General features: G+C 67.8%; 11 protein-coding genes. All 11 read right to left on the bottom strand.

Annotated elements, in window-relative coordinates; translation table 11 throughout:
• Positions 1 to 194 precede the first annotated feature (194 nt).
• Positions 195 to 605 carry a rhodanese-like domain-containing protein gene (locus tag ACZYZ3_RS19225; protein WP_463965385.1) on the bottom strand — a complete coding sequence of 137 codons (411 nt, stop codon included), beginning with the start codon at positions 603 to 605 and terminating at the stop codon, positions 195 to 197.
• A 103-nt stretch (positions 606 to 708) separates the two neighbouring features.
• Positions 709 to 2,205 (bottom strand): pyruvate kinase, encoded by a 1,497-nt coding sequence (gene pyk, locus ACZYZ3_RS19220; RefSeq protein WP_463965384.1) that lies wholly within the window; start codon positions 2,203 to 2,205, stop codon positions 709 to 711.
• A gap of 82 nt (positions 2,206 to 2,287) precedes the next feature.
• Positions 2,288 to 3,745, bottom strand: a complete 1,458-nt coding sequence (locus tag ACZYZ3_RS19215) for a glutamate synthase subunit beta (RefSeq protein ID WP_463965383.1) — start codon at positions 3,743 to 3,745, stop codon at positions 2,288 to 2,290.
• Entirely contained in the window at positions 3,738 to 8,348 is a 4,611-nt protein-coding gene (gltB, locus tag ACZYZ3_RS19210) for a glutamate synthase large subunit (RefSeq protein ID WP_463965382.1), read from the bottom strand. The genes ACZYZ3_RS19215 and gltB overlap by 8 nt, the downstream gene beginning before the upstream one ends.
• A 262-nt stretch (positions 8,349 to 8,610) precedes the next feature.
• Positions 8,611 to 9,825 (bottom strand): prolipoprotein diacylglyceryl transferase, encoded by a 1,215-nt coding sequence (lgt, locus tag ACZYZ3_RS19205; RefSeq protein ID WP_463965381.1) that lies wholly within the window; start codon positions 9,823 to 9,825, stop codon positions 8,611 to 8,613.
• Positions 9,826 to 9,828: 3 nt separating this feature from the next.
• A complete protein-coding gene (gene trpA / locus ACZYZ3_RS19200; protein WP_463965380.1) occupies positions 9,829 to 10,656 on the bottom strand; it encodes a tryptophan synthase subunit alpha in 828 nt (275 codons plus the stop codon).
• Entirely contained in the window at positions 10,653 to 11,993 is a 1,341-nt protein-coding gene (trpB, locus tag ACZYZ3_RS19195) for a tryptophan synthase subunit beta (RefSeq protein ID WP_463965379.1), read from the bottom strand. The genes trpA and trpB overlap by 4 nt, the downstream gene beginning before the upstream one ends.
• A 94-nt stretch (positions 11,994 to 12,087) precedes the next feature.
• Positions 12,088 to 12,906 carry an indole-3-glycerol phosphate synthase TrpC gene (trpC, locus tag ACZYZ3_RS19190; protein ID WP_463965378.1) on the bottom strand — a complete coding sequence of 273 codons (819 nt, stop codon included), beginning with the start codon at positions 12,904 to 12,906 and terminating at the stop codon, positions 12,088 to 12,090.
• 2 nt (positions 12,907 to 12,908) lie between these two features.
• Positions 12,909 to 13,199: an HGxxPAAW family protein gene (locus ACZYZ3_RS19185; protein WP_463965377.1), complete on the bottom strand. Its 291-nt coding sequence runs from the start codon at positions 13,197 to 13,199 to the stop codon at positions 12,909 to 12,911.
• A gap of 114 nt (positions 13,200 to 13,313) precedes the next feature.
• The gene (locus tag ACZYZ3_RS19180) at positions 13,314 to 13,949 is read right to left on the bottom strand and encodes a Trp biosynthesis-associated membrane protein (protein ID WP_463965376.1); all 636 of its coding nucleotides are present in this window, start codon (positions 13,947 to 13,949) and stop codon (positions 13,314 to 13,316) included.
• The gene (locus ACZYZ3_RS19175) at positions 13,946 to 15,511 is read right to left on the bottom strand and encodes an anthranilate synthase component I (protein WP_463965375.1); all 1,566 of its coding nucleotides are present in this window, start codon (positions 15,509 to 15,511) and stop codon (positions 13,946 to 13,948) included. Before ACZYZ3_RS19175 ends, ACZYZ3_RS19180 begins: the two co-directional genes overlap by 4 nt.
• Between the last annotated feature and the right edge of the window lie 121 nt (positions 15,512 to 15,632).

Here is a 15,632-nt window from a genome sequence, read left to right as displayed (position 1 = left end):
TAATACCCCCGGGGGTATCCTGCAAGTGGGTTACCGGCGAGCTGGCGCCAACGGATTGGCGCCAGCGGGTTACCGGCGGATTGGCGCCAGCGGGTTACCGGCGGATTGGCGCCAGCGGGTTACCGGCGGATTGGCGCCAGCAGGGCGGCGCCAGCGGGGGTGGCGCTCAGGACATCCCCGGACGGGGCGCCACCTCAGTCGCGGCCAGGCCGGCGACCGGTCAGCCGGTCCGCCAGCGACCGCCAGCGTCCGGGCCGGGGCGTATCCGCCGGAGCCGGGGCGTAGGTCACCGGGTGGCCGCCGCGGTACCACTCGGTGATGCCGCCGGCGACGTTGACGACGTCGTAGCCCCGCCCGGAAAGTAGGGCGGCCGCCTGGCTGCTGCGTTTTCCTGACCCGCAGAGCACGTAGACCGTGGTGTTCGGCACGTCGTTCAGGCGGGACGGGAGTTCATCCAGCGGAATGTTGATGCTTCCCGGAATGCAGGCGACCGCATATTCCTCCCGGCTGCGGACATCGACCAGAGCGACGCCGGGCCAGACGCCGGCGAGCTCCTCCGCGCTGACGGTGCGGGCCGGGATGGGCGTCATGCGATTGCTTGCCATGTTTCGATCATATACCCCCTGGGGTATCTGCGTTTAAGAACGCAAAAAGGGAGGGCTCCCGCCGTAAATGGCGGGAGCCCTCCCTTTTATCTCAAGCGCGGAACTAGACGTTGCCGTTCCGCTTTTTCTTTTCCGGCCAGGGGCCGAGCTTGTCCCTGGTTACTTCTGCTTCGCCGAGGCCGGCGTCGGCCAGGTCGCCGACCTTGTGGACCTTCAGCATGTTCGTGGAACCGGCCTTTCCGGGAGGCGAACCGGCGGCGATGACCACCATGTCTCCGTCCTCGACGAGATCCATGTTCAGCAGGCTGCGGTCAACCTGGGCGGTCATCTCGTCGGTGTGGCCCACCATCGGGACCAGGACCGGCTGGATGCCCCAGGTCAGCGCGAGTTGGTTCCAGACATGCTCCACCGGGGTGAAGGCGAAGACCGGACGGATCGGACGCAGCCGCGACAGACGCCGCGCGGAGTCGCCGGACTGGGTGAAGGCACAGATGAACTTCGCATCCAGCTGGTCGGCGATCTCGACGGCGGCACGGGTGATGGCGCCGCCGCGGGTCTTGGGCTTGGTGCCCAGCGGGGGGACGCGCTCCAGGCCGTGGACCTCGGTGGATTCAATGATCCTGGCCATGGTCTTCACGGTCTCAATCGGGAACTTGCCCACGCTGGTCTCGCCCGACAGCATGACCGCGTCGGCGCCGTCGAGCACGGCGTTGGCGCAGTCGGAGGCCTCAGCGCGGGTCGGACGCGGGTTGTCGATCATGGATTCGAGCACCTGGGTTGCCACGATGACCGGTTTGGCCCAGCGGCGGGCCAGTTCAACGGCGCGCTTCTGGACAATCGGCACTTCCTCGAGCGGAAGTTCCACGCCAAGGTCGCCACGGGCCACCATGATGGCGTCGAAGGCGTCGATGATCTCGGGGAGCTGCTCGACGGCCTGCGGCTTTTCGATCTTGGCGATGACCGGCACGCGGCGGCCTTCTTCGTCCATGATCTCGTGAACGCGCTTGATGTCCGAGGCATCGCGGACGAAGGAGAGGGCCACCATGTCCACGCCGCGGCGCATGGCCCAGCGGAGATCATCCTCGTCCTTTACGCTCAGCGCCGGCACATTGACGGCAACGCCGGGCAGGTTGATGCCCTTGTTGTTCGAGACGTAGCCGCCGACGATCACCTGGGCGACGACCTTGACGTCGTCGACGTCGATCGCGCGGAGGGCGACCTTGCCGTCATCGATCAGGAGTGCGTCCCCGGCCTTGACGTCCTCGGTGAGGCTCTTCAGCGTGGTGGAGCAAATGTCCTTAGTGCCCGGGACGTCATCGGTGGTGATGGTGAAGGTGTCACCGACGGCCAGCAGGTGCGGCCCGTCCACGAACCGGCCGAGGCGGATCTTGGGCCCCTGCAGGTCGGCCATGATGGCCACCGGCTTGCCGAGCTGCCCGGCAGCCTTGCGGACGTTCTCGTACGTGGTGTCGTGCACGGCGTAGTCGCCGTGGCTCATGTTCATGCGGGCCACGTCGACGCCGGCTTCCAACACAGCGAGAGTGTTCTCGAAGCTCGCGATCGCCGGTCCGAAGGTGGCCACAATTTTAGCGCGTCTCATATACCTACCCTAGTAGTCGATTGTATGGATGAAGTTGTTGGCAGAATGTGACCGTCGCCGGCCACCAGAAAGCATCTTCGGCCTACAGGACGGCCATGGCCCGGTCCGTCGGCGCCACGGGGGCCGGAAGGATGGTGCTGCCCATCAGGAACTTGTCCACCGCGGCGGCGCAGGCCCGTCCCTCGGCAATGGCCCAGACGATGAGCGACTGTCCGCGGCCGGCGTCTCCGGCGACGAAGATGCCTTCCGTGTTGGTCATGTAGTAGCCGTCGCGGGCCACGTTGCCGCGGCCGTCGAACTCGGCGCTGACCTGCTCGGTAATCCCGGCCGGTTCTGGACCGGTAAAGCCCAGGGACAGGAAGACCAGGTCCGCCGGGATGATCCGCTCGGTGCCGGCCTTGGGGAGGCGCCTGCCGTCGACGAATTCGGTCTCGGCCACCTTCACGCCGGTCAGTTTGCCGTTTTCTCCGACGAATTCCACGGTGGAGGCGAGGTAGGTGCGTTCGCCGCCTTCCTCATGGGCGCTGGCAACTTCGAACAGGGTGGGGAACGTCGGCCACGGCTGGTGGCCGGCACGCTCGGCCGGCGGCTGCTTGCCGATCGCGAGGGTGGTGACGGACGCGGCCTGGTGCCGGTGCGCGGTGCCGAGGCAGTCCGCGCCGGTGTCGCCGCCGCCAAGGATGACCACGTGCTTGCCGGCAGCGTTGATCTGGTTCTCGACCGCCTCCCCCGCCACCACACGGTTGGCCGGGACGAGGTAGTCCATCGCGAAGTGCACGCCCTCGAGCTCGCGGCCCGGAATCGGCAGGTCACGCGGGACGGTGGCGCCGGTGGCGACCACAACGGCGTCGTAACGGCGGCGCAGCTGCTCCCAGGTCACGTCCGTGCCGACGGCGACGCCGGGCCGGAAGCGGGTGCCTTCGGCCTTCATCTGCTCCAGGCGGCGGTCCACGTGCTCTTTTTCCATCTTGAAGTCGGGGATCCCGTAGCGCAGGAGGCCGCCGATCTTGTCGTCGCGCTCGTAGACGGCGACGGTGTGTCCCACCCGGGTCAGCTGCTGCGCGACGGCGAGCCCGGCGGGGCCGGAGCCGACGACGGCGACCGTCTTGCCGCTAAGGCGGGCCGGCGGCAGCGGGTTGACCCAGCCGTTCTCGAAGGCCTGGTCCACGATCGAGACCTCGACCTGCTTGATGGTCACGGCTGGCTGGTTGATGCCCAGCACGCAGGACGCCTCGCAGGGGGCCGGGCAGAGCCGGCCGGTGAACTCGGGGAAGTTGTTGGTGGCGTGCAGCCGCTCCATCGCTTCCTCGCCCTTGTCCCGCCAAATGAGGTCATTCCACTCCGGGATGAGGTTGCCCAGCGGGCAGCCCTGGTGGCAGAACGGCACGCCGCAGTCCATGCAGCGGCCGGCCTGCGCCTTCAGGACACCTTTTTCCTGGGCCTCATAGACTTCCTTCCAGTCCATGATGCGGACCGGAACGGGACGGCGGGGCTGGGTTTCGCGCTGACGTACTTTCAGAAATCCGCGTGGATCAGCCACCGGTCACCTCCAGGATTCGAGACCAAACTTCTTCGCCGTCGGGGTCAAGGCCCTCTTCGATGGCGTCGAGACGGGTTTGCAGGACGGCCGCGTAGTCGCGCGGCAGCACCTTGGTTATGCGGGCTGCGGTATCGTCGAAGTTCTCCAGCAGCCGTGCCGCCAGCAGCGATTCGGTCTCCTCGGAGTGCTTCAGGAGCAGTCCATGGACAATTTCGCGGTCCTCGGCGTCCAGTTCGCGCAGCTGCAGCTCGCCGGCCTCGAGGGCCTGCTTGTTGACGCGTTCGGTCTGCAGGTCCAGCACGTACGCCGTGCCGCCGGACATGCCGGCACCGAAGTTGCGGCCGGTGCGCCCGATGATGAGCGTCTGGCCGCCGGTCATGTACTCGCAGCCGTGGTCGCCGATTCCTTCGACCACCGCGGTGGCGCCGGAGTTGCGGACCATGAAGCGTTCGCCGACCTGGCCGCGCAGATACATCTCACCGCTCGTGGCACCGTAGCCGATCACGTTGCCGGCGATCACATTGCGCTCGGCCGGGAACACGTTGGTGCGGTCCGGCCGGACGATGATGCGCCCGCCGGAAAGGCCCTTGCCGACGTAGTCGTTGGAGTCACCGAACATCCGCAGCGTGATGCCGGCCGGCAGGAATGCACCGAGCGACTGGCCGGCGGTGCCGGTCAACGTGATGTCGATGGTGTCCGTCGCCAGCAGGTCCGTGCTGAAGGTCTTGGTGACCACATGGCCCAGCATCGTGCCGACGGAGCGGTCCGTGTTGATGACGTTGACGGCGATCTTGACCGGTGTGCGGTCGCTCAGGGCTTCCGCGGCCATCACCATGAGGCGCTGGTCGAAGTGCTTGTCCAGCTCATGGTTCTGGCCGGTGAGGTTGCGCAGCGGGGCGTCGTCGTCGAACTCGAGCCCGTGCAGGATCGGGTCCAGGTCCAGTCCCTCGGCCTTCCAGTGGTTGATCGCCTCGCGGGTGTCGAGCATTTCGGCGTGGCCGATCGCTTCCTCGATGCTCCGGAAACCCAGCTCGGACAGGATCTCGCGGACTTCCTCGGCAAGGAATTCGAAGAAGTTGACCACGAATTCCGGTTTGCCGTTGAACCGGGAGCGCAGCTCCGGGTTCTGCGTCGCGACGCCCACCGGGCAGGTGTCGAGGTGGCAGACGCGCATCATGATGCAGCCGGAGACCACCAGCGGGGCGGTGGCGAAACCAAACTCCTCGCCGCCGAGCAGCGCGGCAATCACCACGTCGCGGCCGGTCTTAAGCTGGCCGTCCACCTGCACGACGACGCGGTCGCGCAGGCCGTTGAGCATCAGGGTCTGCTGCGTCTCGGCGAGACCCAGCTCCCACGGCACACCGGCGTGCTTGAGCGAGTTCAGCGGCGAGGCGCCGGTGCCGCCGTCGTGCCCGGACACCAGGACGACGTCGGCCTTGGCCTTCGTGACGCCGGCGGCGACCGTGCCGATCCCGACCTCGGAAACCAGCTTGACGTGCACCCGCGCCGAGGGGTTGGCCCGCTTCGCGTCGTAGATCAGCTGGGCGAGGTCCTCGATGGAGTAGATGTCGTGGTGCGGGGGCGGGGAGATGAGCCCGACGCCGGGCGTCGAGTGCCGCGTCCGGGCCACCCAGGGGTAGACCTTCTGCGCCATCAGCTGGCCGCCTTCGCCGGGCTTGGCACCCTGCGCCATCTTGATCTGGATGTCATCGGCGTTGGTCAGGTACAGGCTCGTCACGCCGAAACGGCCGGACGCGATCTGCTTGACCGCCGAGCGGCGGGTCGGATCGAGCAGCCGGTCCACGTCCTCGCCGCCTTCGCCGGTGTTGGACTTGCCGCCCAGCCGGTTCATGGCGATCGCGAGGGTTTCGTGGGCCTCCTGCGAGATGGAGCCATAGCTCATCGCGCCGGTGGAGAACCGCTTGACGATGCTGGAGACGGACTCCACGTCCTCGAGCGGGACCGCGGGGCGCAGCCCGGCCTTGAACTTCAGCAGCCCGCGCAGGGTCATCAAGTTCTCGGACTGGTCGTCCACACCGCGGGTGTAGGACTTGAAGATGTCGTAGCGGCGCTCACGCGTGGCATGCTGCAGCCGGAAGACGGTCTCCGGGTTGAACAGGTGCGGCTCGCCGTCGCGGCGCCACTGGTACTCGCCGCCGCCCATCAGGGCCTGGTGGGGCTGCTCGATGCCGTTCTCGGGGTACGCCATGCGGTGGCGTGCCGCGACCTCCGCCGCGATGACGTCCAGTCCGACGCCGCCGAGCTGGGAGTGCGTGCCGGAGAAGTACTCGTCCACCAGGTCCTGGCCGAGGCCGAGGGCCTCGAAGGTCTGGGCTCCGGTGTAGGAGGCCACGGTGGAGATGCCCATCTTGGACATGATCTTCAGGACGCCCTTGCCGAGGCCCTTAATCAGGTTGTAGACGCCGTCCTGCGCGGTGACCCCGACGACGTCGCCGGTGGAGATCAACTGCTCCACGGACTCCATGGCCAGGTACGGGTTCACCGCGGAGGCACCGTAGCCGATCAGCACGGCCACGTGGTGGGTTTCGCGCACATCGCCGGCCTCGACCACCAGGGCAGTCTTGGTGCGGTTGGCGCTGCGCAGCAGGTGGTGGTGCACGGCGCTGACCAGCAGCAAGGACGGGATCGGCGCCCACTGGGCATTCGAGTCACGGTCCGAGAGCACCACGTACTGGACGCCGCGGTTGATGGCGCCGGAGACCTGCTCGCAGATTTCGGTCAGCCGGGCGCGCAGCGCGTTCTCGCCGCCTTCGGGGCGGTAGAGGCCGCGGACCTTCATGGCGACCTTGTCGCCGTCGGCGTTCTCGATGTTCGCGATCTTGGCGAGCTGGTCGTTGTTGATCACCGGGAACGGCAGCGAAACCTGCGGCTGACGGACCTGCTTGGTGTCCAGCAGGTTCCCGTTGGGCCCGATTGCGCAGGTCAGCGAGGTGACGAGTTCCTCGCGGATGGCGTCAAGCGGCGGGTTGGTGACCTGCGCGAAGGACTGCACGAAGTAGTCGAACAGCAGCCGGGGCCGCTTCGAGAGCACGGCCACGGGCGTGTCCGAGCCCATGGCGCCGAGCGGCTCGGCGCCGGTCCGGGCCATCGGGCCGAGCAGGATCTTCAGTTCCTCGGTGGTGTAGCCGAAGGTGCGCTGGCGGATGTTGACCGAGGCCGCGGTGTGCACGACGTGCTCGCGCTCGGGCAGGTCCTTGAGGTCGATCAGGTTTTCCTTGACCCAGTCGGCCCAGGGGTTGGCTGCCGCGACCTCGGCCTTGACCTCGGCGTCGCTGATGATCCGGCCGGCGTCCGTGTCCACGAGGAACATCTTGCCGGGTGAGACGCGGCCCTTCTTGACCACCTTGGAGGGTTCGACGTCGATCACGCCGACCTCGGAGGCGAAGATGATCAGGCCGTCCTCGGTGATCCAGAACCGGCCCGGGCGCAGCCCGTTGCGGTCCAGGGTGGCGCCGACGAGGTTGCCGTCGGTGAAGGACACGGCTGCGGGGCCGTCCCACGGTTCCATCAGCAGCGAGTGGTATTCGTAGAAAGCGCGGCGGGCCGGATCCATCGTGGCGTGGTTTTCCCAGGCCTCGGGGATCATCATCATGATCGAGTGCGTGATCGGCCGGCCGGAGAGCCAGAGCAGTTCCGCGACCTCGTCGAAGGACGCCGAGTCGGAAGCGCCCGGGGTGCAGATCGGGTACAGCTCCTCGGGCGCGTCCCCCAGCAGCGGGTTGGCCAGCTGCGACTGGCGGGCGCGCATCCAGTTCCGGTTTCCCTTGACCGTGTTGATTTCGCCGTTGTGGGCGATGGTCCGGAAAGGCTGGGCCAGCGGCCAGGACGGAAAGGTGTTGGTGGAGAAGCGTGAGTGGACGATCGCGAGCTTGGTCTTGAAGCGCTTGTCCGAGAGGTCCGGGTAGAACGGCTCAAGCTGGGCCGTGGTCAGCATGCCCTTATAGACGATGGTCCGGCAGGACAGCGACGGGAAGTACACGCCGAACTTGTTCTGCGCCCGCTTCCGGATGCGCCAGGCGCGCGAGTCGAGTTCGTTGCGCTCCAGCACTTCCCCGGTGGCGGAGGCAAAGAACGGCTGCGAAAAGTAGGGCATGCAGGCCCGGGCCATCGCCCCGACCAGGTCGGCGACGATCGGCACTTCGCGCCAGCCGAGGACCAACAGGCCCTCGTCGGCGGCGAGGCCCTCAATGCCGGCTTTGGCCGCGTCGGATTCGCGCTGCTCCGCGGGGAGGAACGCGGTGCCGGCGACAAACTGGCCGGGGGCGGGAAGTTCGAAGTCGGTCACGGCGCGGAAAAATTCGTCCGGGATCTGCATGAGCAGTCCGGCGCCGTCGCCGGTGCCTTCGTCCGCGCCCACGGCACCGCGGTGCTCGAGGTTGCGCAGGGCCGTCAGGGCGGCGTCAACGATGTCGTAACCCGGCTCCCCCCGCAGCGTGGCGATGATGGCGAGGCCGCAGGCGTCCTTCTCCTGCTCGGGGTTGTAGAGCCCGGCCGCTTCGGGAAGCGCCGCGAAGCGCTTGAAAGGTGACATGGCGGGCTGCTGAGGCTCTGACCAACTGGGGCTGTGCAGGGTTTGGGTCATGGGAGACGTCCTTCCTCCTGATCGTGCGTATGGGAGGGACAACATTGGCCCGCATCGGTGCGCCGGTGTGATGGGCACAACAAAGTGTTTTCTTATTCGAATTGTAGGTCAGGGCCGCTTCCTGCACTAACAGTTACGCGACCGCCGTCCCGGGATTGCGCGAACTGCCACTGTCTGCAGTGCGCTGCCTTCCCTGCTGCCACGACGCTGTGGAAACGGGCTCTGCGGGGGTGACCCCGCGGCCCGGTTTGCCGGCGCTGAGCTACTTGGTGCCCTCAGCTTCCGGCGCGGTTCCGGTCCCCTGGTGGCCGGGTGCTCCGGCCGCCGGTACTCCGGTGGCGGGCTTGGTGCCGCCGGTGGATTCCTTGGACGCTCCAGCTGGGGCGGAAACGTGGCCTGGACCGCTTTGGTTATCTGGGAGATTATCACGCGATTCACTATCTGAGACAGCAGTATCCGAATGGCGGACACTGCTGTGGGCCGGAACAGTGCCGGCCGCAACGGTGGCCGGCACGTTGTCCGCCGAGTCATCGCCGGTGTCGGTGCCAGGGTCCTTGTCAGTGTCCGTGCCGGACGGTTCGTGGCCCGGCAGATAAACCGTGTCGGATTCCGCGGGCTTGCGCAGACCCAGGATGATGAACGCGGCCAGTGCGCCGAGCAGGACGAAGATGCTGGTCCACACGTTCAGCCGGGTGGTGATGCCGAACAGGCTGATCATTTCGGCGTCGTCGATCCGCATCGCTTCGATCCAGACCCGGCCCAGCGTGTAGTAGACCGCGTACAGGCAGAACAGGCGGCCGCGGCGGAACCGGAACTTGCGGTCCAGCAGCAGCAGAATGCCGACGCCGGCCAGATTCCAGAGGGATTCGTACAGGAAGGTCGGGTGGAAGAGCGTGTCCGCGGCCATGCCCGGCGGGAAGTTCGGGTTGTCTGCGTCGATCTGCAAGCCCCAGGCCAGGGTGGTCGGCCCGCCGAAGAGTTCCTGGTTGAAGTAGTTTCCCCAACGGCCGATCGCCTGGGCCAGCAGCAGCCCGGGAGCCGCGGCGTCCATGAAAGCGCTCAGCTTGACGCCCGCCTTGCGGCAGCCGATCCACGCACCGACAGCGCCCAGCAGCACCGCTCCCCAGATGCCCAGCCCGCCGCGCTGGAGCTGCGGGATTAGGGACAGATCGCCGGTGCCGTCGAAGCCGGGCCCGAAGTACGCGTCCGGCGAGGACACAACGTGATAGAGCCGGCCGCCGATGATGCCGAACGGGATGGCCCAGATGGCGATGTCCCAGACGCTGCCCTCGGGGGCTCCGCGCTTGGACCAGCGCACGGAGGTGAGCCAGAGGCCGGCGATGATGCCGAGCAGGATGCACAGGGCGTAGGCGTGGATGCGCAGTGACCCCCACGGCAGCGGGATGTCGAAACCGGACCAGTCCGGGCTCGGAATACTCGCGGGGATCATCGCCGCCACGTGGAGGACTGACTGCATTGCTTAGGCTTCTTCCCTGGTAAGTCCGGTGCTGAGGTCTTTTGTCAAGGACGCTACCGCATCCACGCCGCCGTCGCCGATGGCCACGACCAGCGCGGTGCCCACGATCACGCCGTCCGCGTAGGCGGCGATCTCCCGGACCTGGTCCGCGTTGGACACGCCCAGCCCGACGCAGACGCGTTCGGCGCCGGCAGCGTGCGCGGCGGCGACAACGTCCCTGGCCGCGGAGCTGACCGAGGTGCGGGCGCCGGTGACGCCCATGATCGAGACTGCGTAGACGAAGCCGCGGCTTGCCTCCACGGTGCGCTTCATCCGCTCCGGGGAGGATGACGGGGCCACCAGGAACACCCGGTCCAGGCCGTACTTGTCCGAAGCTGCCATCCATTCCGACGCCTCGTCCGGGATCAGGTCCGGGGTGATGAGCCCGGCTCCGCCGGCGTCGGCCAGCTGGCGGGAAAATTCGTCCACGCCCATCCGGACCACGGGGTTCCAGTAGGTCATGACCAGCACGGCGGCGTCGGTCTGGCTGGTGATGCCGCGGACGACGTCGAAGACCTGCTTGACGTGGAAGCCCTTGGCGAGGGCTTCCGTGGTTGCGGCCTGGATGACCAGGCCGTCCATGACCGGGTCAGAGTAGGGGATGCCGATTTCGATCAGGTCCGCGCCGTTCTCCGCGAGGGCGATGCCGGCCGCGATGGTCTCCTCGACGCTCGGGTAGCCGGCGGGCAGGTAGCCGATCAGGGCCGCGCGGCCCTGGGCTTTGGCGCGGTCGATAGCCGCGGCCGACTTGCTGGCGGTCCGGGCTGTGCCCGGGTCCTGGACGGTGCTCACAGCTGTTCCCCCTCTTTGGCGATCTCGTGTTCGGGTGAATCCTTGTCCAGCAGGTCGAACCATTCCGCGGCGGTGGCCACGTCCTTGTCGCCGCGGCCGGAGAGGTTCACGAGCACGATCTTGTCTGATGGCTTGCCTGCGGCCCCGGCCGCAGCGTCGCATTCGGCGGCCAGCCGCTGGCCAATCTTCATGGCACCGGCCAGGGCGTGCGCGGACTCGATGGCCGGGATGATGCCCTCGGTGCGGCACAGCAGCCGGAACGCGTCCATGGCCTCGCTGTCGGTGATCGGCTCGTAGCTGACCCGTCCGATGTCCGCGAGGTAGGAGTGCTCCGGGCCGACTCCGGGGTAGTCCAGGCCCGCCGAGATGGAGTGTGATTCGACGGTCTGGCCGTCGTCGTCCTGCATAAGGTACGAGCGGGCGCCGTGCAGCACGCCGGGCTTGCCGAGGGTGATGGTGGCGGCGTGGCGGCCGGTTTCGACGCCCTCGCCGCCGGCCTCGAAGCCGTAGATCTTCACCGAGGGATCGTCCAGGAAGCCGTGGAAGATGCCGATCGCGTTCGAGCCGCCGCCGATGCAGGCGCACACGGCGTCGGGCAGGCGGTGAGTCTGCTCCAGGATCTGGGCGCGGGCTTCCTCGCCGATGACCTCGTGGAAGTAGCGGACCATGGCCGGGAACGGGTGCGCCCCGGCGGCGGTGCCGAGCAGGTAGTGGGTGTTGTCCACGTTGGCGACCCAGTCGCGGAGCGCCTCGTTGATGGCGTCCTTGAGGGTCTGGGAACCGTTGGTCACCGGGATGACGGTGGCTCCAAGGAGCTCCATCCGTGCCACGTTCAGCGCCTGCCGGCGGCAGTCCTCGGCGCCCATGTAGACGACGCATTCCAGGCCCATCAGGGCGGCGGCGGTGGCGCTGGCCACGCCGTGCTGGCCGGCGCCGGTTTCGGCGATGACCCGGGTCTTGCCCATGCGCTTGGCCAGCAGTGCCTGGCCCAGCACGTTGTTGATTTTGTGCGAGCCGGTGTGGTTGAGATCCTCGCGCTTGAGGAAGATCCGCACGCCCCCGGCGTGCTCGGCGAAACGCTTCGCCTCGGTCAGCAGCGAGGGCCGGCCGGAGTAGTTCTTGTTCAGCTCCGCGATCTGCGCGGTGAACTCGGGGTCCGCCTTGGCTTTCTCGAAGGTGTCCTCGAGCTCATCCAGGGCCGCGATGAGTGACTCGGGCATCCATCGGCCGCCGTAGGAGCCGAAGTAGGGTCCGGGGGCGTGCCGCAGGGATTCTCCACCCTGCAGGAACGCGTCCACGGCGCTTTCGTCTGAGCCGGCTGCTGGCGCATCGACCATCGGTCTCACCATCCTGTTCCACTGTTGATTAGATCTGTGTGCTGCACGGAGGCTGCCGGCGTCCTGCCGGGAGGTGCCCGGAAGGAAGCGCGGGTCAGGGACGTGCGGCGATTGCTTCGGCTCCGGCGGCCATGAATTCAGCGATCCGCTCCCGCGGCGTCGCGTCACTGACCAGGGCTTCGCCGACGAGGACCGCGCTGGCGCCGTTCGCGGCGTAGTGGCGGACGTCGTCGACGCCGCGCACGCCCGATTCCGCGATGACGAGCGCGCCGGCGGGGATCCCTCCGGCGAGTTCGGCGAAAACGGAACGGTCGACGTCGAGCGTCTTGAGGTTGCGCACGTTCACGCCGATGATCCGGGCTTCCGCGGCAACCGCCCGCTCGATTTCCTCGGCGGTGTGCGTCTCGACGAGCACGTTCATGCCGAGTTCGCGGCTGAGGGCGCTGAACTCGCGCAGCTGCGCGTCGGACAGGGACGCCACGATGAGCAGGATCAGGTCGGCCCCGTGTGCCCGGGCCTCCCAGATCTGGTACTCGTCGATCATGAAGTCCTTGCGCAGCAGTGGGGTGTCCACGGCGGCCCGGACGGCGTCGAAATCGGCGAGGGAGCCGTTGAAGCGGCGCTGTTCGGTGAGCACGCTGATCGCGGCGGCGCCGCCCTCGGCGTACTGCACGGCGAGCGACGCGGGGTCCGCGATCTTCGCGAGATCGCCCTTGGAGGGGCTGCGGCGCTTGATTTCGGCGATGACCTTCAGCTGCCCGCGCGTCGCCGTGGCCCCGCCCAGGGCGGTCCAGGCGTCGCGTGGCGGCGCGGCCGCGGCGGCGCGCTCCTTCAGTTCCGCGAGCGTGACGAGGCGCTGACGGGCCTCCATATCCTCCCTGACACCGGCATTGATGTCATCGAGAACGCTCACCCTTAGTGGCCGGAGTTCTTCAGCTTGCTGCCGCCGACACCGTATCCGACCTTGCGCATGACGAGGCCGATGACCAGGCCCAGCAGCATCACAGCGCCGCCCGCGATGAAGATCGGGGTGTTGGCGATGACAAAGGCGATGGACATGATGAGGGCGCCGACGAGCATGACCAGAACGGTAGTCCAGGCGGCCGGGCTGTTGCCGTGGCCGGTCGGTTCGCGGTGATCGATGTCGTCGTAGGAGTAGCCGGTTCCGGCAGCGGGCTTGGGAACGGAAACAGATGCTTTGCTCATTGAAATCTCCTCAGGGTGAATACTGCTTACATTCTGCCATTTATTGGCAGTGTTGTTGGCCGGGTTACTGGCACCGCTGCTGGCCGCGTTGCCGGGCGCGCATGCGGCACCGGCTCAGGTGGGGTCGTCTCCGCGTGACAACCGGTCCCAGCTGTCGATCTCGTCTGCCGGTCCGGCCGGCGCCGCGGGCCCGCCGGCGGCCGCACCCGTTGCTGCGGTGTCATACTTCGTACGCGACTTCCAGTAGCGGCCCGCCGGGATGATCAGCAGGGCGCCGAGCCCCAGCAGGGTGCCGGCGACGACGGCGAGGGCCGGGAACACCGTGACGTCCACCTGCACATCGCTGCCCGTGATCCCGGTGGCGGCCGCGATCGAGCCCTGGGCGGCGGCCAGCGGGTCCGCGATGACGACCGCGGCGGCGCTGACGATGCCGGCGGCGGCCAGCAGGATGAGCACCGTGATGATCCAGCGACCGATCCGGCCGGCAATCGACACGGCGAGTCCGCCGGCGAGGGCCACCAGCGCCAGGGCCGTCACCGTGGTCGCAGCTTTGCTGCCCTGAACCTGCAGGCCGTCCTGGCTGTCGACGGCCTGCCCGAGCTGGGCCGGGTCGAGGTGGACGGTGAGCCAGGTCTGCGTGGTGGTGCCGAAGACGGCAAGCGCCAGGGCGGCGATGGCGAGCACCAGCGTGGATTTCCGGGCCCATCGGGGAACTACGGGGCTGGTGCTCCGGACCGTGGTGCCGCTCATGCCTGCGTCCCGGCGTCGGAAATGGAATCCGGCGTGATGTTGCGCAGCGACCGGGCCGTGTGGACGGCACGCATCGGGGCGGCGGCCTTGTTGACGGTTTCGAGGGCTTCGGTGGCATTCACGGAGTCGGCCACGATGCCGCCGCCGGCCTGCACGTAGGCGCGGCCTTCCCGCAGCAGGGCCGAGCGGATGGCGATGGCCATGTCCATGTCACCGGCGAAGTCCAGGTAGCCCACCACTCCCCCGTAGATCCCGCGGCGGTGCGGTTCCAGCTCGTCGAGCAGGCGCAGCGCACGGGGTTTGGGCGCGCCGGACAGCGTGCCGGCCGGGAAGGTCGCCTTCAGCACGTCGTAGGCTTTGGCGGTCGGCGCGAGTTTGCCGACCACGGTGGAGACCAGGTGCATGATGTGGCTGAAGCGCTCGACCTCCATGAACTGGGTGACGTCGACGGAGCCGGCCACGCACACCTTGGACAGGTCGTTGCGGGACAGATCCACCAGCATCAGGTGCTCGGCGCGTTCCTTCTCGTCCGCGAGGAGTTCCTCGGCCAGGGCCTTGTCCGCCTCCACTGTCTTGCCGCGCGGCCTGGAGCCGGCGATGGGGTGCGTGATGACTTCCTCGCCGGTCACGGTCACCAGTGCCTCCGGGGAGGAACCCACGATGGAGTACTGCCGGCCGTTGGCGTCCTCGAGGCTGAAGATGTACATGTACGGGCTGGGGTTCGTGTTCCGGAGCACCCGGTAGACATCTAGCGGGTCCGCGCCGCATTCCATTTCGAAGCGGCGCGAGATGACCACCTGGAACACTTCGCCGTCGACGATCGCTTCCTTGCTGCGGTCCAGGGCGGCGAGGTAGTCCGTCTCATTCCAGCGTTCCTGCACGCTGGACGCGAAGTCCAGGGCGGCGGGGTCCAGCACGGAGACCGGCTGCTGGACGGGGGTGCTGACCTGCGCCAGCAGGGCCTTGACCCGGGCGACGGCGTCGTGCCAGGCCTCGTCCACCCGCTCGGTGCTGTTGTCGAAGTTGATCGCGTTGGCAATCAGCAGCACGGTGCCGTCCATGTTGTCGTGCACCGCCATGTCGGTGACGAGGTTCAGCGCCATTTCCGGCAGCTCGAGATCGTCCTCGGGCGGGCTGGTGAGCCGCTCCCAGTGCCGGACCGTTTCCCAGCCGAGGAAACCGACCAGGCCGGAGGTGAACGGTGGAAGGCCGTCAAAACGGTCGGTGCGGAGGGCCTCGACCGTGTCGCGGACGGCGTCCACCGGGCTGCCGCCCAGCGGAACCCCGACGGGCGGCTCGCCGAGCCAGTGCGCCTGTCCGTCCTTGGTGGTCAGGGTGGCCCGTGAGCGGGCACCGATGAAGGAGTAGCGGGACCAGGAACCGCCGACGGCCGCGGATTCCATCAGGAACGTGCCGGGCTGGCCCTGGGCGAGTTTGCGGTACAGCCCGATCGGGGTTTCGGCGTCAGCCAGCACCTTCAGCCGGACGGGGATGACACGGCTGTGGCCTGCGAGTTCACGGAACTCCGCCAGGCCCGGGCTGATGATTCCAAGGTCCTGCATGGCTGTGGTTTCCGCCTGTTCTTTCAGTGGTCCTGAAGGTTGAGTGTGAGGGGCTGCCCCCCGGTGGGCTGTGTTGTGCGGCGGTGCGCCGGCGTCAGCTGCCAGCCGGCCGGTGTTTAGC

The sequence above is a fragment of the Pseudarthrobacter linnaei genome (genome assembly GCF_055412825.1).
Note: the sequence above shows the minus strand (reverse complement) of the source record. Positions and strands in the feature narration are given on the sequence as shown.